This is a genomic window from Pantoea phytobeneficialis (assembly GCF_009728735.1).
In the GTDB taxonomy this organism is placed as follows: Bacteria; Pseudomonadota; Gammaproteobacteria; order Enterobacterales; family Enterobacteriaceae; genus Pantoea; species Pantoea phytobeneficialis.
In genome coordinates this window covers 4,048,529-4,067,338 of record NZ_CP024636.1, presented here as the reverse complement: position 1 = coordinate 4,067,338, position 18,810 = coordinate 4,048,529, and the positions used below count along the sequence as shown (strand labels likewise).

Here is an 18,810-nt window from a genome sequence, read left to right as displayed (position 1 = left end):
TGTCAGGATGATTTGCAGGCAAACCGACCCGGCAAAGGAGCAGAAAATGAGTACGGCAATCCTGGATATCAGCGCATTACGGCAGCGCATTAGCGAGGGAGAATGGCAGGCACGCGTCAAACTGGCGCAGGCTTATCATCTGGCGGCAAAGCTGCGTTGGACGGATCATATTTACACCCATTTCTCACTGCGCGTACCCGGCGAAAAACCGCATTTCCTGATTAATGCTTACGGGCAGACCTTCGATGAAATCCAGCCGGAGACGCTGGTGAAGATCGACATCGATGGCAACATCATTGATGATCCGACCGGACTGGGTATTAACCCGGCCGGATTTGTGATTCACAGCGCGATCCATCGCGCCCGCCCGGATGCGCATGCGGTGCTGCATACCCATACCGCCGCGGGCATTGGGGTGTCGGCACAGAAGCACGGGCTGTTGATGATTTCGCAGCACAGCACCCGCTTCCATCAGCGCCTTGGCTATCACGATTACGAAGGTATTGCGCTGGATCTGGATGAGCAGCAACGTATCGTGGCCGATCTTGGCACGCGTAACGCGTTGATTTTGCGCAATCATGGCCTGCTCACCAGCGGCGGCAGCATCGAAGAGGCATTTTATAACCTCTATTATCTCGAACGCGCCTGTCAGGCACAGCTGGCGGCACAAGCGGGCGGTGCTGAACTGATTATCCTGCCGGATGCGGTGGCGGAGAAAGCTGCGCAGGCATTTGATAACAGCATCCGCAACCAAAAATATCTGCTGCACTGGGATGCCTACATCCGTCAGCTCAACCGCAACGCCCTCTGAGAGTCTCACCGATGAAATGGCAGAAACCCGTTGTTGCTGCGCTGCTGCTGTGCGCGGCGTTTGGCAGTCAGGCTGCGCCTGATTTAAGTCACGTCACGCTGGTGCTGGGCGATCAGGCGCGAAACCTGCGCTCGCTGGTTGAAGCGGCCGGAGTGATGAAAGATGCGCCTTATCAGTACCGTTGGGCGAATTTTCAGGGGGCGGCACCGTTGTTTGAAGCGCAACGCGCCGGGGCCGTGGACACCTCCTACGCCGGTGATTTACCGGTGCTGATGGCGGCATCTGGCGGTGTTCCGCTGAAAATCATCGCCACCAACGTCGGTGACGGCGGCTCCAACGGGCTGATTGTCCCGGCGGATTCCCCAATCCACAGCGTTAAGGATTTGGTGGGTAAAGAGGTGGTGGTTTCATCTGCGCGCGGCAGCATCTCACAGCATCTGTTGTATCAGGCTTTGCAGGAAGCAGATGTGCAACGGGATGCCGTACCGGTGCGTTTTGTGCTGCCAACCGATGCCAGCGCGGCGTTTAACTCAGGGCAGATTAGCGCCTGGGCCACCTTTGATCCCTATTTAGGTATTGCGGAGCAGCATGGCGCACGCCTGCTGCGTGATGGCAAAGGGCTGACCACGGCACTCTCCTTTGTCACCGCGACACAAAGCTCGCTCGATGATCCATTGAAGCGCGCGGCGATTGCCGATTTCACTCATCGTCTGGCACAGGCGCGTGAGTGGGCGCTGGCGCACCCGCAAGAATACAACCAGGTGTATGCGCAACTGACGCGTCTGCAACCGGCTGATGCCGGGAAAATCACCGCGCGTATCTCCCACGGTATTCGCGCGGTGACACCGGATGATATCGCCCAGGTGCAGCAGGTATCTGACCTGTTCAGCGCGCTGCATATTCTGCCGAATAAGGTAGATGTGCAGGCGATTACCGATACACAGGTGTTTGCTGACGGCGGGCAGTATTGATTGAAAGCGCAATAAATTGCGCCGCTACCTGACGTAGCGGCGTGATTTATCACGCAAAAACAGGCTAGCCCGATTTTCCGCGCAGCAACGCCAGCGCGGCGAGCATCAGGCTGAGGCTGGCGAGCAGCGTCAGGGTGGCCATTGCCATGCCCTGTCCGACGGAGCCTTGCTCAAACTGTCGCCAGATAAATATCGCTACGGTTTGCGTGCCTGCCGGAGCCAGAATCAGTGAAGTCACCAGTTCGCGCGAGGCGACGGCAAACACCATCATCATGGCCGCCAGCAGGCTCGGTGCCACCAGCGGTAACACAATCAAACGCAGCGCCTGGATACGCGTCGCCCCATGCACGCGGGCGGCGGGTTCCAGCGTTGGGCCAAGCTGGCGCAGGGCGCTGCTGACATAGCGCACCGGCCACGGCAGCAGTAGGCAGCTATAGGAAAGCAGCAAAATCGCCAGCGTGTTGTAAGGTGAAACTGGCCAGAAACCGCGATTCCACAGCAGAATCAACCCCACGCCAATCACCACCCCCGGCATGGCCGCCGGTAGCAGCGCCAGACCATCCATCAGCGCCAGCAGACGGGTTTTGCCCTCGGCAACGCGCCAGGCGATGAGAAAGCCAAGAAGCCCGGTCAGCAACGCCGCCCCCAGCGCCAGCCCGATGCTGGTGGAGAAGGCTGTCAGCGCATCCCCCTGCTGGCTGAACAGCGCGGCGAAATGGCGCAGCGTCAGGTTGCTGGTATGAATGCCACCGGACAAGGTATTTAACAGGCCGCTGAGCGTCATGGCCCCCAGCGGTAACGCTACTGCCAGCAACGTGGTCCCGGTGAACAGCAGCAGCATTGGCCATTGCCAGCCACCAGGATCGGCGGCGTCCTGTGACACCGGTTTGCCGCTCACTGCCGTGACATCGCTGCTGCCGGTCAGTTTGCGCTGGCAAAACCACGCCAGCAGCGCCACCACGCTTAACATCAGCGACAACGAGGCGGCCCCTGGCAAATCGATGGGCCAGTCGGCCAGCTTCTGTTCAATGCCCACCGTCATCAAGGTTAATCCGGCGCGTGCACCGAGCGCCGCCGGGACGCCGTACTCCTCAATCGCCAGGGTAAACGCCAGCAGCACACCACCCGCCAACGCCGGTAAGGTCAGGGGCAGGGTGATTTGCCAGAAAGCACGCCATGCGGAAGCACCATGCACCCGCGCCACCCAGGCCAGACGCTGCCCACTTGTCATCAGCGCACGCGACACCGCGAAGTAAACCACCGGAAAGATATTCAGCGTCATCACCAGCATCATGCCGCTGCTGCTGAACAGCAGGCTGTCAAAATTCAGCCCGGTGAGCTGGGCAACGTAACCATTGCGTTGTAGCGCCAGCGTCCAGGCCAGCGCGACGATGTAAGGTGGCGTCAGGAAGGGGATAAGAAACAACAGATCCCACAGCGCCGCGCCGGGCAGGCGAAACAGCCCACGCAGCGCGCCAAGGGGTAGTCCGAGCAGCAGGCTGCCGAGTGCCACTCCCAGGCCAATTTTCAGCGTACCCAGCCACATCGGGACTAACTGCGGGTCCTCCAGCAGGGTCGGCAGCGCGCTGAAAGCGCCACGCCACTCTCCCTCGCTCAGATGCGGAAACAGCGCCTGGAGCACGATAAACAGCAGCGGCAGCGCCACCAGCACCAGCAACGCCAGCAGGATCAAACCGTTAAACAGGGCACGCGCCATGACTTATTGCCCGAACAGCGTGGCAAAGCGTTTCAGCACTGCCGCGCGTTCGCTGCCCCCCTCCTGATTCACCGGCAACAGTTTAATCTCGGTGATCAGCGGGCGTTGTGCCTTGATATCGGTACGCGCTGGCATCAGCCAGGCCTTCGCCACTTGCTGCTGGCCCTCATCCGACAACACATAATCGATAAAGGCTTTGGCATCCGCAGCATGTTGGCTGGTTTTCAGGATCATCATCGGACGCGGCGCGACCACCGTGCCGTTTTCCGGGAAAATCACTTTCACCGCCTCACCTTGCGCGATGTTGTTGTAGGTCACGTAATCCACCGCACCAAATACCGCCGCCTTCGCACCCTGCAACACCGGCGTCACCGCCTGGGCGTTCGGGCCGCTGATCACCATACCGTTGGCTTTGAGTTGATCAAACAACTGCCAGGCTTTTTCACCTTCGCCGTTCTGCAAACCGATTAACAGATCGAGGGACGCCCCGGACAGCGCTGGATCGGGTGTAGTGACCTGATCTTTAAATGCCGGGCCGGTGAGGTCCTGCCAGGTTTTCGGTTCCGGGGTATGGCTATTGGTGTTCCAGACGATACCGAGCGCGGAAATGCCTTGTGCCACGTAAGCATCGGTTTTAAACGCCGCCGGGACGTTGGCCGCGTTGGGGCTTTGGTAAGGCAGCAACCAACCACGTTGTTGCAGGTCTTCGGCGGTATCCCAGGAGGCGGAGATCAGCACATCGGCCTGCGGATTTGCCTGTTCGGCTTCCAGGCGCGCCATCACCTTGCCGGTGGTGGCCTGGAATATATTCACCTTGACCCCGGTTTGTTTTTCAAACCCGGCGGCGAGGCTTTTTGCCAGCGATCCCGGCCCGGCGGTGTACACCGTCAGTGCCTCGGCATCGTTCATCATCATGGCGGAAGTCAAAATCATCGCGCTGATGGCTCCTGTTTTAACAGACTTGAGAGATGGCATGGTTTTCCCCTGAGAGGTCAGTGACTGAAACCATCTGGCCCTGCGCCAGATGGATAATGCGGTCGGCGAGGGTATTGGCCTCCTCGCGGTCATGGGTGACGTATACGGCGGTGATCCCGGCGGCGCGCAGCAACTGCGCCATATGTTGTGCGAGGGTTTCACGCAGTTCGCGGTCGAGATTGGATAAGGGTTCGTCGAACAGCAGAATCGCCGGTTGTGCGACCAGCGCACGCGCTAACGCGACGCGTTGCTGCTGACCGCCCGACAACATCGCGAGTTTACGATCGCCAAATCCGCTCAGTTCCACCTGCGTCAGCGCGGCTTGTGCCTGCTCCAGCGCCGTTGCTTTTTTTACCCCGCGCATACGCAACGGAAAGGCCACGTTCTGCGCCACGCTCATATGCGGCCACAGCGCGTAATCCTGAAACACCATGCCGAGGTTGCGCGCTTCCGGCGCTGCGCAGTGGGTGGCGGAGGCGACGCACTGGTCGCCCAGCCAGATTTCGCCGGACGTGGGTTGCAGCAAACCCGCCAGCAGTTTCAGCAGCGTACTTTTGCCACAGCCAGAAGGGCCGAGCAGCGCCAGCGTTTGTCCGGCCGGAATGGTCAGGGAGAGATCGTGCAGAATGGTCAGGTTACCCGCTGACCAGCTCAGGTTTTTCAGTTCGATGGGTTGCGCGACACGCGTCATTGACCACCTCCCGCTAACAACAGGAAGCGACAGCACGCCACGCGCACCCGATGGTCTATCAGGAGCGGCATCAGATTGTTATCCTCTTTGGGATTTCACTGGCGGCGAGTGTACGGTGGAGATATGACGGAATGATGACCAAATATCATCAGAGGCTATGATGCGCCGCGGCATAAAAGGCGTATAGTAAAGGTTCTGTTATAAAAACTTCGTCAAACACGAGCGCAATTACTCATGCCTGACCAGCCTGCTGCGGAACCTGCTTTAACGCCTTTCCGTCTGAATTTACTGATTCTCTCCATCGTGATGTTCAACTTTGCCAGCTATCTCACCATTGGTTTGCCATTGGCGGTGCTGCCCGGCTTTGTCCATGACGGCCTCGGCTATAGTGCCTTCTGGGCCGGACTGGTGATTAGCCTGCAATATCTCGCCACGCTGCTGAGCCGCCCCCATGCCGGACGCTATGCCGACCAGTGGGGACCGAAAAAAGTGGTGGTGATCGGCCTGTTCGGCTGTTTTATCAGCGGGTTATGCATTCTGCTTTCGGCCTTGACCGAAAGCTGGACGGTGCTCAGTCTTGGGTTGCTGTGCCTGGGCAGGGTGATTCTTGGTATCGGCCAGAGTTTCTCCGGCACCGGCACCTCGCTGTGGGGCGTGGCACGGGTTGGCTCATTGCATATTGGTCGGGTGATCTCATGGAACGGCATTGTCACCTATGGGGCGATGGCGATTGGGGCACCGCTTGGCGTGGTGATTTTCCACAGCGGCGGGCTGTTGCTGCTCTCCGGGGTGATCATCGCCATCTGTGTGCTGGCGATTGCGCTGGCGTTACCGCGTGCGCCGGTGAAAGGCAGCAAAGCCAAACCGCTGCCATTCCGTGATGTCCTGGGCAAGATTTACGGTTTTGGCCTGATCCTGGCGATGGGATCGGCGGGCTTCGGGGTGATCGCTACCTTTATTACCTTGTTCTATAAAGATAAAGGCTGGGATGGCGCGGCATTTGCCCTGACGCTATTCAGCGCTGCCTTTGTCGGCACCCGTTTGTTGTTCCCGAATGCCATCAACCGCCTCGGCGGCCTACGGGTTGCCAGCATCTGCTTTGCGGTGGAGGCGGTGGGCCTGTTCCTGGTTGCGGCGTCGTTTGATCCCTGGATGGCAAAGGTTGGCGCGTTCTTTACCGGCGCAGGCTTCTCGTTAGTCTTCCCGGCGATTGGCGTGGTGGCGGTCAAAGTGGTGCCGCAGCAGAATCAGGGCAGCGCGCTCGCCACCTATACCGCGTTTATGGATTTGTCGTTGGGGATCACCGGCCCGATTGCCGGTTTTATTATGAGCTTCGCGGGAGTGCCGCTGGTCTACTTCCTCACTGCGCTACTGGTGTGTCTGGCGCTGGTATGTACGCTGCGCATGAGCCGACGTCAGCCCGCCAGCCCGCCCATTGAAATCAAAGAGAATTAAAAAGAGGCCTCCGACCGAGGCCAATCACTACAAAGTTGTGTCAGAGACACAGATAAGGGTTCGTTTCGGTCAGGCTTGTAGCAATTCGATACTGGCGCGGATTTCACGTTCGATGTCTTGCGCGCTCCACTTCTCAAGCTCGGAAGAGAAGGGTTCAAAGGCATAGATGCCTTTGTAGCCCAGTCTCTCCAGACGCTTCACCTGCGCCACGCTGTTCAGGACATCTTTATCACTCAGCATGATGCGCTCTTCATCGGTGAGCTGCGCCGTCGGGCGACGATCTTCCACACCCGACAGGTGCACCAGACCGATCTGATTCACATCAATCTCCTGCGGGAACTCCAGCTCAGCGTTTTCGTACAGATGATGGTGGAAGGTATCCAGCAGCAGTTTGAAAGGTACCTGCGCATCGCGGATCAGTTGCTGGGTTTTCACCGCCGAACGCAGCGAGCTGACCGGGAAGCCAAGCGGTTCCACCAGTCCCTGAATACCGTAATGTTCAAAGCGCGGCGCTAGCGTTTGCAGCGCTGCCAACGTCTGTTCCGGGGAGATGGCGATCCCTTCGTTCAGTGGGCACATCACCAACGCTTTGGCCCCGATCTGCTGCGCTTCCTGCAACAGGGCTTCGGTTTTCGCCAGCAGCGCGTCATCAACGCGGTTGAACGGATAGAGCGCGTTGATGGTTTCGATTTCAATGTGGTATTTGTCGGCCAGCGCGCGCAGCGCGGCGGCGCTGAGGCCATCGGTGACGCTGCCACTCGGCATATCGTTACGCAGTTCGACTTTGTTCAGTCCCAGACGCTGCACCAGCTGGAAGAACGCTTCCAGCGACAGCGTTGGAGCAATTTTACGGTTAATACAGAAACGGGTGGGATCGATGGCCATGCTGCGGCTCCTGTAATGATGTGCGGGTAAGATGGAGCCAAAGAAAACATTTATTTCATTATTAGTGAATTATGAAATATCAGATATTGGATCTGCCTCGCAAAAATTTCATATTTCGTTTTGTATACCCGATCTGTGCGGCGGCCATCGTGGATGGGACGCGAGGAAAAATGCGATCCAGCCCGCTAAAAGGAAATTTTCCAAAAATAAGTATTTGAAAAATTTATTTCATTGTAATAGCTTCATATCACGCTTTTAGTCTTAGCTGGTTTACACATTAAAGAGGCAACGACATGAACATCGTAGGAAACTTTATCGGCGGCCAGATTACCCACAGCGCCAGCAACGAAACTATCCCTGTTTACGATCCGGCGACCGGCAAAGTGATACGCGAGCTGACGCAGAGCACCTCGGACGAAGTCGCTCAGGCGATTGAAGTCGCGCATGCGGCCTTCCCGGAATGGTCGAAGACCTCTCCGCTGCGTCGTGCCCGCGTGATGTTCAACTTCAAAGCTCTGATGGAACAACACCGTGAGGAGTTGGCGGCGTTGATTGTCTCTGAACACGGTAAAGTCTGGTCTGATGCGCTGGGCGAGCTGACGCGCGGTATTGAAGTGATTGAGTTTGCCTGCGGAATCCCGCATCTGATCAAAGGCGAAAATTCACCCAACGTGGGCGGCGGCGTTGATAGCTACTCGCTGATGCAGCCGGTGGGCGTGGTGGCGGGTATTACGCCGTTCAACTTCCCGGCGATGGTGCCGTTGTGGATGTTCCCGATTGCGCTGGCCTGCGGTAACACCTTTGTGCTTAAGCCACCGGCGCTCGACCCGTCAGCCTCTGTGCGCATGGCGGAGCTGCTGAAAGAAGCGGGTCTGCCAGATGGCGTGTTCAACGTGGTGCACTCCTCCAACGAAGATGCTGAGCAGCTGTATAAAGATCCGCGCATTGCGGCGGTGAGCTTCGTCGGTTCATCCGGCGTGGCCGAGCATATCTACAAAACCGCCAGCGCCCACGGCAAACGTGTTCAGGCGTTTGGCGCAGCGAAAAACCACGCCATCGTGATGCCGGATGCGGATCTTGATGCCACCGTGAACGCCATTATGGGCGGCGCATTTGGTTCGGCCGGTGAGCGTTGCATGGCACTGCCGGTGGTGGTGGCCGTGGGTGAAGGCACCGCCGATAAACTGATTGCACGCCTGACGCCGCTGATCAAAGCGCTGCGCGTCGGTCCGGGTATCCAGAAGGGTGCGGAAGAGAATGAAATGGGGCCGGTGGTGTCTGCCGCGCACCAGAAAAAAGTGCTGGGTTATATCGACAAAGGTGAGCAGGAAGGCGCGAAACTGGTGGTGGATGGTCGTAACTATCAGGTGCCGGGCCATGCGGAAGGTTATTACGTGGGCGGTACGCTGTTCGACAATGTGACCTCAGAGATGACCATCTGGCGCGAAGAGATCTTCGGACCGGTGCTGAGCATCATGCGTTCCCCGGATTTCCACAGCGCGCTGCAACTGGTCAATAGCCATGAATTCGGCAACGGTAGCGCCATCTTCACCAGCAACGGCCACACCGCGCGTGAGTTTGTGCAGGATGTGGAAGCGGGCATGGTCGGCGTCAACGTTCCGGTGCCGGTACCGATGGCGTTCCATAGCTTCGGCGGCTGGAAACGTTCGGTGTTTGGCGCGCTGAACGTGCACGGTCCGGACGGCGTTCGTTTCTATACCCGTATGAAAACCGCCACTGTGCGCTGGCCGAGCGGTCAGCAGACGGTGTCTGAATTCAGCATGCCGACCCTGGGTTAATCTGCCAACAGAGGAGGAGGGTGATGTCACTACTTGCGAAAGCGCAGCAGCCAGACAGCAATGGCCGTATCCAGCATGTTACGCCGGAAAGCGCGGGCTGGGGATATGTCGGTTTTGATGCTTATCTGCTGAAGAAGGGACAGACGCTGAAACTCAGCAGCGGCGATAAAGAGCTGTGTCTGGTGCTGGTGGCAGGTTTTGCTTCGGTGAAAACCCGTCATGCGGAGTTCCCCAATCTCGGTAAGCGTCTGTCACCGTTCGAGCGTATTCCGCCGTATTCGGTGTATGTGCCGCATAACGATGAGGTGGAAGTCTACGCCGATAGCGATCTGGAGCTGGCGGTGTGCAACGCTCCCAGCCAGGGCAACTTACCGGCGCGCCTGATTGCGCCGGAAGATGTCGGGGTCGAACATCGTGGCAAGGGACGCAACCAGCGTCTGGTGCATAACATTCTGCCGGACACTCAGCCAGCTGATAGCCTGCTGGTGGTGGAAGTCTACACCGACGAAGGCGCGACCAGTTCTTACCCAAGCCACAAGCACGACCAGAAGGACAGCCCGGACGAAACCTACCTGGAAGAGACGTATTACCACCGTTTCGATCCGGAGCCGGGTTTTGCCATGCAGCGCGTGTATACCGACGATCGTTCACTCGACGAATGTATGGCACCGTATAACCGGGATGTGGTGACGGTGCCGCGCGGCTACCATCCGGTGGCAACGCTGGCGGGGTACGATAATTATTACCTGAACGTGATGGCGGGTCCGGTACGTCTGTGGAAATTTACCTGGGAGAAAGATCACGCCTGGGTGAATAGCGACAAGTATCCGCGCGTTTAAATCGCGCAAACCGCGCGATGAATCGCGCCGCTACGATATTTGCATGTATTTGTAGCGGCGCGATTTATCGCGCTTTTTTTGATGTGCGGATTTAACGTTTAATCCGTCGATCCCAACGGCGATTAAACACCGCTTCACCGTTATGCTGCACCTTCATCTCGCCGCTGATGATGAAATGCGTCAAATCGCTGCGCATTTCCAGCTCAATATCGGTTTCCGTCCACCAACCTTCCCGGCCAATCTTCATGCTCTGCGTCAGCAGATAATGGGCTGACAGCGGATCATCGTTATGACAGGTCAACTGACGGCGCAGGCTGTGATCAACGGTGGTATCGATATCATCAAAACGATAGACGCCCTCACCGAACACCCCGCCGATACCGTGGGTGACACTTTCCCAGCTATCGTTGACCACGTCATAACGCAACTCACGTTCGACACGTCCCGGCGACAGTAACGTCAGTGGCGTATTGGCTGCGGTGGTCGGTTGCGGGTTGGGGCCGTCAATCGCTGTCACCTGACGACATACCGGCAGTTCGAGTGCGGCGCTCGCCAGATTCACCCTCAAGGTGGCGACTTCCGCCATCGGCCAGATCATTGGCCAGAAGGTGGTCGCCAGCGAAATGCGCAGACGATGTCCGGCGGCAAAGCGCCAGGCGATACCGTCCAGTTGCACCTGCACATCCACCACTTCACCCGGCGTCAGTGGCACGTTTTTATCCTGCCCCTGCAAATGGCTCAGGTTAACCCAGCCGTGTGTCACGCGGGTTGATGCGCCATCCGGTGCGATATCGGAGAGACGGACATACAGCATCGCCGCCGGTTTGTCGCTGCTCAGTTTGACGCTGAACTGCGGGAAACCGTAAATGCTCAGGCTTTCGCTTAACGGCGCGCTGTCAAAACTCTCTGCCAATCCGTCGTCCATACGTTGGTCGCTCGGGCTTTCGCCCAACACGCCCGCCCCCATCCACTCACCGGCAAACAGGCCGTGGTTCTGCTGGGTACAGATGGCTTGCCAGCTCTCCTGCGCCAGCGGCGTGGTGGTCAGGCTGCCTGGTTGCACATGCCAGCGTTGCGGCTGGGTCACCGCGTCGGTATCGCCGTCGATAGCAATCCACTCGCCAAACGCCTGGGGACGCTGTGATCCCGGACGCTGGCTGTCGTTCAGCCAGGCCTGCACACGCGGGCCAGCCAGTGCGTCATTATCCACCTGCTTCAGCCAGCGATCCCACCAGGTCACCGCTTCCTGGAGGAAACCAATTGCCGGTTCCGGCGTGCCATCCTGCGGATAGATATGCGCCCACGGGCCGATAATCGCCTTGCGCGGCACGTCGAGGTTGTCCATCAGACGGAACACCGCGTTGCTGTAGGAATCCGCCCAGCCGCCAACCGCCATCACCGGACACTGAATTGCCGACCAGTCTTCACCGACCGAACCGTGTTTCCAGTAAGCATCTTTCAGCGGATGATCCATCCACAGCGCCGGGAAGAATGGCATGTTTTCCAGCCGATTCAGCCAGTCCTGATACCAACTTTCCCCTACCAGGGCCGGGTCCTGCGGGCGACTCTGGTAAGCCAGCATGATGCCGCCCCACCACAGGTTGTCATTCAGCAGGCAGCCGCCTTTGTAGTGGATATCATCGTTGTAACGATCGTCGGTAGAACATACGGTAATGATGGCTTTCAGCGCAGGTGGGCGGCGCGCCGCCAGTTGCAGGCAGTTAAAACCACCCCAGGATTTGCCCATCATGCCAACCGCACCGCTGCACCAGGATTGCTGGCTAATCCAGTCAATCACCTCCAGCGCGTCTTCCTGCTCCTGCAACAGATATTCATCTTCCAGTAAGCCGTCTGATTCGCCGCTACCGCGCATATCGACGCGCAGCACCGCATAACCCTGACCGGCGAAATAACCGTGCATCGGCTCATCACGGGTACGTGTCCCGTCGCGCTTGCGGTAGGGGATGTATTCGAGAATGGCGGGCACCGGCTGCTGGCTGGCGGAGAGCGGCAGCCACATGCGCGCGGCCAGGCGCGTGCCGTCTTTCAGGGTAATCCAGAGATGTTCCGTCACGCTGACGCTGTGGGGGAATTGCGTTACGAAGGTTTTCATGAGGCTCCTGCCATTGCGTTGTTCTGACGCTGACCCAGCACCTCATCCAGCCAGGTGGTGCGCATTTCCGGCACTGAGGTCAGTAGTTTTTCGGTGTAGCTGTGCATCGGGGCGCTGAACACTTGCTCGGTCGGCCCCTGCGCCACCACGTTGCCCTGGTACATTACCGCCACCTGCTGCGCGATGCGCTTCACGGTGCTGAGATCGTGGGTGATAAACAGGTACGACAGCCCCAGTTGCTCCTGCAAACGACGCAGCAGATTCAGCACCTCTTCCGCCACCAGCGGATCAAGTGCCGAGGTGGCTTCATCGCAGATGATCAAGTCCGGCTCGGCGGCCAGTGCGCGGGCGATACAAACACGCTGCTTTTGACCACCCGACAGCGCGGCGGGGTAGCGATCGATCAGGGTGAGCGGCAGCTCGGTCAGGCGCAGCAATTCTTCCACGCGTGCCCGTACCTGGCGTTTATCCAGTCCGAAATAGAAGGCAATCGGGCGGCCAATCGCTTCAAGGATGGTCTGGCGTGGGTTGAGCGCCACATCCGGCAATTGATAAATCATCTGGATGCGGCGCAGCGTCTCTTTGTCGCGCTGCTGGTAGCGATTCGCCAGCACCTGACCGGCAAAGCTGACGTTGCCCGCGGTATCGCCCAGCAATCCACACAGCGCGCGTGCCAGGGTGCTTTTGCCACTGCCGGATTCGCCGATAATCGCCAGGGTTTCCCCTTTGGCAATGCTCATCGAAACGCCGTGAACCACGGTGTTGCCGTTGTAACCGGTGGAGAGATTTTGCAGGCTCAGCAGTTGACCCTGCGCGGTGTTCTCGGCGTGCACCGACGTCAGCGCATGGGCGCGCTCCGATACCAACCGTTGGGTATAAGTTTCCAGCGGATTTTGCAGAATGTCAGCGGTGCTGCCGCATTCCACTTCGCTGCCCTGACGCAGCACCATGATGCGGTCAGCGATTTGCGCCACCACCGCCAGATCGTGGGTGATATACAGCGCGGCGGTGTTGAACTCGCGTACCAGCTTGCGCAGCATCACCAGCACTTCAATCTGGGTGGTGACATCCAGCGCGGTGGTGGGTTCATCCATCACCAGCAGGTCAGGTTTGCAGGACATCGCCATCGCTGCCATCGCGCGCTGCAACTGGCCGCCCGACAACTGATGCGGATAGCGCTGGCCGATGGTTTCCGGCTGCGGCAGATCCAGCGCCCGGAACAGCGTCACTGCCCAGGCCTGCGCTTCTTCGGCGTTCATCAGGCCGTGACGGATCGGGCCTTCGCACACCTGTTTACCGATGGTCAGCGCCGGGTTAAACGCGGCGGCGGCGCTTTGCGCCACATAGGCCACGCGTCTGCCGCGAATTTCACGCTTCTCTTTGCTGGAGAGTGGCACGATATCCTGTCCGGCGATACGCACCTCGCCACCGGCAATACGGCAGCCGGAACGGGCATAGCCCAGTGCGGCGAGGCCGATGGTGGATTTACCGGCACCGGATTCGCCAATCAGTCCCAGCACCTCGCCGGGTTTCAGGCTGAGTGAAATGTTCTGTACCAGTGGAATGCCCTGGTCGGTTTCAATGCGCAGATTGCGCATTTCCAGAATCGGTTGAATCATCCTTCTTCCCCCAGCGAGAGGTTGTTGCGCACCAGCAGCCAGTCAACCACCAGGTTGACGCCAATGGTCAACAGGGCGATAGCGGCAGCCGGGTAAAGCGGGGCCAGTTGGCCGAAGTTAATTGCCTGGGCGTTGTCACGCACCATGCTGCCCCAGTCGGCCCACGGCGGCTGGATACCCAGACCGAGAAAGCTCAAACCGGCGATAAACAGAAAGGTGAAGCAGAAACGCATGCCAAATTCCGCCAGCAGTGGCGGGATGGCATTCGGCAAAATCTCCTTACGCACGATCCAGCCGAGGCCCTCACCGCGCAGACGCGCCGCTTCGACATATTCCTGGCAGACAATGCCCTGCGCCACCAGACGCGCCAGACGATAAACGCGGGTGGCATCCAGCAAGGCGATGGTGCCGACCAGCACCGGAATCGAGGTGCCGAGTACCGACAACACGATCAGCGCCAGAATCAGTACCGGGATCGACATCAGGGTATCGACGATGCGCGTCAGCACCACATCGACCCAGCGGCCATAAATGGCGGCGGTGAAGCCGGTGAGAATACCGATGACAAACGAGATGGCGGTGATGGCCAGCGCGATGGCGATGGTGGTACGTGCGCCAAACAAAATACGCGACAACATATCGCGGCCAAGGCTGTCAGTGCCGAGCGGCAGCGCGCCGGAGGGCAGCATCCAGATATCGCCCACCTGTGCGGTTTCGCTGTGCGGTGCCAGCCACGGCGCAAACAATGCGGCAATCAGGTTAATGGCGATGATCGCCAGGCCGAGCATGGCGGAAAACGGCACCGCGCGGCTTTTCAGTTTTTTCATTGCTTACCTCGCGTGGCGTAGTCGTGGGTTACACCAAATCGCCAGCAAATCGGCGGCGGTGTTGAGCAGAATGTAGGTGCCGCCAAACAGCAGCCCGCAAGCCTGCACCACCGGCAGGTCGCGCTTGGTCACCGCATCCACCATCAGTTGCCCAATGCCCGGATATACAAACACCACTTCGACCAGAATCACTCCCACCACCAGATAGGCGAGGTTGAAGGCGATGACGTTGATGATCGGTGCCAGCGCATTCGGCAGCGCATGGCCCAGCACAATGCGCCAGCGCGACAGGCCTTTCAGCAGCGCGGTTTCGATATAGCTGCTCGACATCACCGCGCCCACGGAGGCGCGGGTCATCCGCAACATATGCGCCAGCACCACCAGCACCAGCGTCAACATTGGCAGAGTGCAGGCGTACAGGCGTGAAAGGAAACCGGCATCCGGGTCGACCAGCGCCAGGCTGGGAAACCACGCCAGGCGGATGGCGAAGAAAATCACCAGCACATAACCGACAAAGAATTCCGGCACGGAAATACTCAGCAAGGTCAGCGAGTTAGCCAGACGATCAAACCAGGAACCACGCCACACCGCCGAGGCGATACCCAGCAGCACCGCCAGCGGAATGGCGATGATGGCGGCATAACCGGCGAGGAACAGCGTATTCGCCAGACGCGGTAATAGCTCCGCGCTAATCGGCTGGTTGTTCGCCAGCGAGTTACCGAGATCGCCGTGCAAAACGCCACCCAGCCAGTGCAGGTAGCGCCAGATGGCGGGCTGATCCAGTCCGAGCTGCGTGCGCAGCGCGGCGATGGTTTCCGGCGTACCGTTTTGTCCGAGAATTGCGCTGGCGACATCGCCAGGCAGCAATTCCGTACCGACAAAAATCAGTAACGACACCAGCCAGAGCGTGAGTAAGCCCAGCAGCAGGCGATGTAAAATCTGCTTTTTCATTACGACTCCAACCAGACGCGTTCAGCCAGGCGACCACCCATAAAGTTGAACATCGGATGTGGTTTTACGCCGCCCAGTTTTTTGCTGGTGGCATCAAGGTAGTCACCGAACAGCGGGATCATCGCACCACCATCATCGCTGGCGATTTGCTGCAATTCGCCATAGATCTCGGCACGTTTCTGCTCATCCAGCAGCGAACGTGCCTGAATCAGCAGGCTGTCGAATTTCTCGTTCTTCCAGTGGGTATCGTTCCACTTGGCGGTGGATTGCCATGCGGTGGAGAACATCTGGTCAGCGGTTGGACGACCACCCCAGTAACCCATGCTGAACGGGGCTTTCATCCACACGTCGTCCCAGTAGCTGTCGGCAGGCTGACGTTTGATGCTGACCTGAATCCCCGCCGGTGCGGCCTGACCCTGGAACAGCGCAGCAGCATCGAGCGCACCGGCAAAGGCGGCATCGGAAGAGGAGAGTTCGACCGGCAGGCTGGTCAGTCCGGCTTTCTTCAAATAGAACTTCGCTTTGTCGGCATCATAAGCACGCTGGGGCAGCGCTTTGTTGAAGAAGCGGTCAGTTTTCGGGATCGGATGGTCATTACCCAGTGAGCCGTAGCCACGCAGTACGGTCGCCAACAGTTTTTCACGGTCGATACCGTATTTAATCGCCATACGTACGTCGTTGTTATTAAACGGCGCAACGCGGCAATCCATCAGGAAGGTAAAGTGCTGGCCGCCAGACGAACGGATGATGTTCAGCGCCGGGCTGCGTTTCAGGAAATCAACGGTTTTGAAATCCACGCGGTTAATGGCATGGACCTGACCGGAGATCAGTGCGTTGGTACGTGCGGTGGCATCGTTGATCACCAGCACTTCGACCGCATCAACAAAGGCGCGATTCGGTTTCCAGTAATTCGGGTTACGTTTGAAGTAAGAACGCACGCCAGGCTGGTACTGATCAAAGACAAAGCCGCCGGTGCCGATCGGGTGTTTCCAGTCGGTGAAGCCGTCCGGCACCACCACCAGATGGTAATCCGCCAGCAGATAAGGTAAGTCGGCGTTGCCGCTGTCCAGCGTCAGGGTGATTTCGTTATCACCGCTTTTCTTCAGCTCGGTGATGCTCGCCAGTTGGGTTTTGATGGCGCTGCGCGACTGGTCGCCGCGATGCAGGTTAATGGAGTAGAGAATATCTTCTACCGTCAGGGTCTTACCGTTATGGAAGGTCACGCCCTGGCGTACTTTAAAGGTCCACTCCTGCGCGCCAGGTTTTGCCGACCAGCTTTCCAGCAGCTCTGGCGTCGCCTGGTTGTTCTCATCAATCTCGATCAGGCCGTTCATCAGCATGTAAGCCTGGTTGAGCGGCACCCAGTCACTGAACAGCGTTGGGTCCAGTGAATCGCTGGTATTGCCGCCGGACATACCGAGTTTCAGCACGCCGCCTTTTTTCGGGGTGGCCTCAGCCGCAAAACCGGCGAAAGGAGAAAGTGATAATGCCGTACCCGCACCAATCAGCGCGGCAGTATTGATAAATGAACGGCGGCTTAAATTCGCGCCCTGAAGATATTTGTTAAATTTGTCCTGCTCGTCTTTCATTTATTTTTCTCCGTTGTTATTCGCCCTGTTTTACTAATCACCCTGAGCCTTAGCGCAGTTATTTCTGATTTATATCAAAACCAATAAAACCTGATGTATGAGATTTTCGTATCAGACTATGCGAAAAACGCGCAGCAGAACACCCACAAAAAAGATAATTTCCTGATCATCAGGCAACACCAGGGAAAATGCATGTGGAACTGCATACGATAGTTGGGCTAATTGGCGTTTTTTGTTACTTACTGGCTTACGCACTGGTTCAGTTGCGTAAATTAGTCATTGATTCAGATATTTATGCTTGTCTGAATATCGCGGGAGGGGTTTGTGGCCTCTATTCATTGAGTCATGATTTTAATTTGGCGATGGTGATTTCCCAGTCGATGTGGTTAATTTTTACGCTGGTTGGTATGCATTCTTCACATCGTCGACGCGGCGCGCTAAAAAATAAACTTCCGCCGATGGATACCCAGCAATAAAGAAAGGGAAATAGCGGCATAGGCTTTTATTTTATATATAAGAAAAACCTATGGCGTGATATTAATTTACTTATGTTTTGTATAAACGGTGATGTGGCAAATAATCTGCTGCATCACCGTTTTTTTATAATGGCAACATTTCAGTCTGATGTTGGTGCTGGAGCCAGCTCATAACATGGCGCACAATCGGCTTGAGATAGCGGTCCTGCGGGATCAGCAGAAAACATTTGCCGTTGGCAGCCAGCTTGCCGCTATGGGCCGGCACCAGCTCACCCCGGTTGAGATGATCCTGCACTAAGCCTTCCCAGCCGAGTAATATCCCGTCACCCCGCACCGCCGCCTGCACCAGAAACGGATAGTTATTCGCCCGCCAGGTCTGGCGTGGTACAAAACTCAACACATTTTGCGAGGCGAACCAGTCACTCCAGCCGGTCCATTCACGTTGCGGGTCGTCCTGAATCAGCAACATATGGTGGAGTAATGATTCGGCGGAGGCATTATCCTCCAGCCTGGTCAGAAACTCAGGGGCGCACATCGGATAACAGATTTCGTCAAACAGCGGGGTGGCCTGAAAGCCTGGCGGGGCTTCGCGTAGATAGAAAATTGCCAGGTCAAACTCCGACGAGCGCATATCGGCGAAGCTGTCGGAGATTTTCATACGGATTTGCAAATCGGGTAATTCGCGGTGCAGCGCGGAGAGTCGTGGGGCTAACCATAGCGATCCCATCGCGCTGGTGCAGGCAATCGTCACCTGCGGCAGACCGTTCCAGCCCATCACTTCAGCGGTGGCATGGGACAGGGCGGAGAGCTGCTGACGTACCTGGGTGGCATAAGCCTCGCCGCGTGGCGTCAGTAACACCCGGCGTTGCGTGCGGGTGAAGAGTTTGCAACCGAGCATCTCTTCCAGCTGCAAAATCTGGCGGCTGGTGGCGCTTTGCGTCAGGTTAAGTTCTTCAGCCGCGCGCGAAATATTGCCGTAGCGCGCCACACACTCGAAGGCAATGAGCGTGTTGAGGGGCGGTAAAGGTTCGATCTGCATCAATCCTGCCTCGGTACGGGGGAGAATGCGCCGCCGCAGCGGTCGCGATCCTC

16 protein-coding genes are annotated in these 18,810 nt (G+C 57.8%); 6 read left to right on the top strand and 10 right to left on the bottom strand.

Features of this window, described 5'->3' with window-relative positions:
* Positions 1–46 precede the first annotated feature (46 nt).
* Both CTZ24_RS18945 and CTZ24_RS18940 read left to right on the top strand, forming a co-directional pair.
* The gene (locus tag CTZ24_RS18945; protein WP_208724334.1) at positions 47–811 is read left to right on the top strand and encodes a class II aldolase/adducin family protein; all 765 of its coding nucleotides are present in this window, start codon (positions 47–49) and stop codon (positions 809–811) included.
* A gap of 11 nt (positions 812–822) precedes the next feature.
* On the top strand, positions 823–1,782 hold the full coding sequence (locus CTZ24_RS18940) for an ABC transporter substrate-binding protein (protein WP_208724333.1): 960 nt from the start codon (positions 823–825) through the stop codon (positions 1,780–1,782).
* Between the two features lie 64 nt (positions 1,783–1,846).
* On the opposite strand, the gene CTZ24_RS18935 is transcribed toward CTZ24_RS18940, so the two are convergent.
* Genes CTZ24_RS18935 through CTZ24_RS18925 form a run of 3 tightly spaced genes read right to left on the bottom strand, consistent with a single transcriptional unit; the run spans position 1,847 to position 5,165 of the window.
* Positions 1,847–3,499, bottom strand: coding sequence for an ABC transporter permease (locus CTZ24_RS18935; protein ID WP_208724332.1), 1,653 nt, complete (start codon positions 3,497–3,499; stop codon positions 1,847–1,849).
* A gap of 3 nt (positions 3,500–3,502) precedes the next feature.
* On the bottom strand, positions 3,503–4,474 hold the full coding sequence (locus CTZ24_RS18930) for an ABC transporter substrate-binding protein (protein ID WP_208724331.1): 972 nt from the start codon (positions 4,472–4,474) through the stop codon (positions 3,503–3,505).
* Positions 4,452–5,165: an ABC transporter ATP-binding protein gene (locus CTZ24_RS18925; protein ID WP_208724330.1), complete on the bottom strand. Its 714-nt coding sequence runs from the start codon at positions 5,163–5,165 to the stop codon at positions 4,452–4,454. Before CTZ24_RS18925 ends, CTZ24_RS18930 begins: the two co-directional genes overlap by 23 nt.
* 234 nt (positions 5,166–5,399) lie before the next feature.
* Between CTZ24_RS18925 and CTZ24_RS18920 the strand changes: the two genes are divergently transcribed.
* Positions 5,400–6,620, top strand: a complete 1,221-nt coding sequence (locus tag CTZ24_RS18920) for an MFS transporter (RefSeq protein WP_021184884.1) — start codon at positions 5,400–5,402, stop codon at positions 6,618–6,620.
* 69 nt (positions 6,621–6,689) lie between these two features.
* Here CTZ24_RS18920 and CTZ24_RS18915 read toward each other — a convergent pair whose 3' ends face one another.
* A complete protein-coding gene (locus CTZ24_RS18915; protein ID WP_208724329.1) occupies positions 6,690–7,505 on the bottom strand; it encodes a TIM barrel protein in 816 nt (271 codons plus the stop codon).
* A gap of 293 nt (positions 7,506–7,798) precedes the next feature.
* On the opposite strand from CTZ24_RS18915, the gene CTZ24_RS18910 reads away from it, so the two are divergent.
* A complete protein-coding gene (locus CTZ24_RS18910; protein WP_021184882.1) occupies positions 7,799–9,304 on the top strand; it encodes a CoA-acylating methylmalonate-semialdehyde dehydrogenase in 1,506 nt (501 codons plus the stop codon).
* A 23-nt stretch (positions 9,305–9,327) separates the two neighbouring features.
* Positions 9,328–10,143, top strand: a complete 816-nt coding sequence (gene iolB, locus CTZ24_RS18905) for a 5-deoxy-glucuronate isomerase (RefSeq protein ID WP_021184881.1) — start codon at positions 9,328–9,330, stop codon at positions 10,141–10,143.
* A 91-nt stretch (positions 10,144–10,234) separates the two neighbouring features.
* Here iolB and CTZ24_RS18900 read toward each other — a convergent pair whose 3' ends face one another.
* Genes CTZ24_RS18900 through CTZ24_RS18880 form a run of 5 tightly spaced genes read right to left on the bottom strand, consistent with a single transcriptional unit; the run spans position 10,235 to position 17,242 of the window.
* A complete protein-coding gene (locus CTZ24_RS18900) occupies positions 10,235–12,256 on the bottom strand; it encodes a CocE/NonD family hydrolase (protein ID WP_208724328.1) in 2,022 nt (673 codons plus the stop codon).
* A complete protein-coding gene (locus CTZ24_RS18895) occupies positions 12,253–13,875 on the bottom strand; it encodes an ABC transporter ATP-binding protein (protein ID WP_208724327.1) in 1,623 nt (540 codons plus the stop codon). Before CTZ24_RS18895 ends, CTZ24_RS18900 begins: the two co-directional genes overlap by 4 nt.
* A complete protein-coding gene (locus CTZ24_RS18890; RefSeq protein ID WP_021184878.1) occupies positions 13,872–14,702 on the bottom strand; it encodes an ABC transporter permease in 831 nt (276 codons plus the stop codon). Before CTZ24_RS18890 ends, CTZ24_RS18895 begins: the two co-directional genes overlap by 4 nt.
* 3 nt (positions 14,703–14,705) lie before the next feature.
* Positions 14,706–15,653, bottom strand: coding sequence for an ABC transporter permease (locus tag CTZ24_RS18885; RefSeq protein ID WP_021184877.1), 948 nt, complete (start codon positions 15,651–15,653; stop codon positions 14,706–14,708).
* Positions 15,653–17,242, bottom strand: a complete 1,590-nt coding sequence (locus CTZ24_RS18880; protein WP_021184876.1) for an ABC transporter substrate-binding protein — start codon at positions 17,240–17,242, stop codon at positions 15,653–15,655. Before CTZ24_RS18880 ends, CTZ24_RS18885 begins: the two co-directional genes overlap by 1 nt.
* A 194-nt stretch (positions 17,243–17,436) precedes the next feature.
* Between CTZ24_RS18880 and CTZ24_RS18875 the strand changes: the two genes are divergently transcribed.
* Complete coding sequence (locus tag CTZ24_RS18875) at positions 17,437–17,718, top strand: CBU_0592 family membrane protein (RefSeq protein ID WP_021184874.1); 282 nt, start codon at positions 17,437–17,439, stop codon at positions 17,716–17,718.
* Positions 17,719–17,842: 124 nt separating this feature from the next.
* On the opposite strand, the gene CTZ24_RS18870 is transcribed toward CTZ24_RS18875, so the two are convergent.
* Complete coding sequence (locus CTZ24_RS18870) at positions 17,843–18,757, bottom strand: LysR substrate-binding domain-containing protein (protein ID WP_208724326.1); 915 nt, start codon at positions 18,755–18,757, stop codon at positions 17,843–17,845.
* Positions 18,758–18,810 lie beyond the last annotated feature (53 nt).

Bases quoted from the DNA above. Each gene is read 5' to 3' on its own strand.
- CTZ24_RS18935 (WP_208724332.1), bottom strand. From the start codon at position 3,499: ATGGCGCGTGCCCTGTTTAACGGTTTGATCCTGCTGGCGTTGCTGGTG.
- CTZ24_RS18880 (WP_021184876.1), bottom strand. From the start codon at position 17,242: ATGAAAGACGAGCAGGACAAATTTAACAAATATCTTCAGGGCGCGAAT.
- CTZ24_RS18900 (WP_208724328.1), bottom strand. From the start codon at position 12,256: ATGAAAACCTTCGTAACGCAATTCCCCCACAGCGTCAGCGTGACGGAA.
- CTZ24_RS18910 (WP_021184882.1), top strand. From the start codon at position 7,799: ATGAACATCGTAGGAAACTTTATCGGCGGCCAGATTACCCACAGCGCC.
- CTZ24_RS18870 (WP_208724326.1), bottom strand. From the start codon at position 18,757: ATGCAGATCGAACCTTTACCGCCCCTCAACACGCTCATTGCCTTCGAG.
- CTZ24_RS18915 (WP_208724329.1), bottom strand. From the start codon at position 7,505: ATGGCCATCGATCCCACCCGTTTCTGTATTAACCGTAAAATTGCTCCA.
- iolB (WP_021184881.1), top strand. From the start codon at position 9,328: ATGTCACTACTTGCGAAAGCGCAGCAGCCAGACAGCAATGGCCGTATC.
- CTZ24_RS18930 (WP_208724331.1), bottom strand. From the start codon at position 4,474: ATGCCATCTCTCAAGTCTGTTAAAACAGGAGCCATCAGCGCGATGATT.
- CTZ24_RS18940 (WP_208724333.1), top strand. From the start codon at position 823: ATGAAATGGCAGAAACCCGTTGTTGCTGCGCTGCTGCTGTGCGCGGCG.
- CTZ24_RS18925 (WP_208724330.1), bottom strand. From the start codon at position 5,165: ATGACGCGTGTCGCGCAACCCATCGAACTGAAAAACCTGAGCTGGTCA.
- CTZ24_RS18920 (WP_021184884.1), top strand. From the start codon at position 5,400: ATGCCTGACCAGCCTGCTGCGGAACCTGCTTTAACGCCTTTCCGTCTG.
- CTZ24_RS18885 (WP_021184877.1), bottom strand. From the start codon at position 15,653: ATGAAAAAGCAGATTTTACATCGCCTGCTGCTGGGCTTACTCACGCTC.
- CTZ24_RS18890 (WP_021184878.1), bottom strand. From the start codon at position 14,702: ATGAAAAAACTGAAAAGCCGCGCGGTGCCGTTTTCCGCCATGCTCGGC.
- CTZ24_RS18895 (WP_208724327.1), bottom strand. From the start codon at position 13,875: ATGATTCAACCGATTCTGGAAATGCGCAATCTGCGCATTGAAACCGAC.
- CTZ24_RS18945 (WP_208724334.1), top strand. From the start codon at position 47: ATGAGTACGGCAATCCTGGATATCAGCGCATTACGGCAGCGCATTAGC.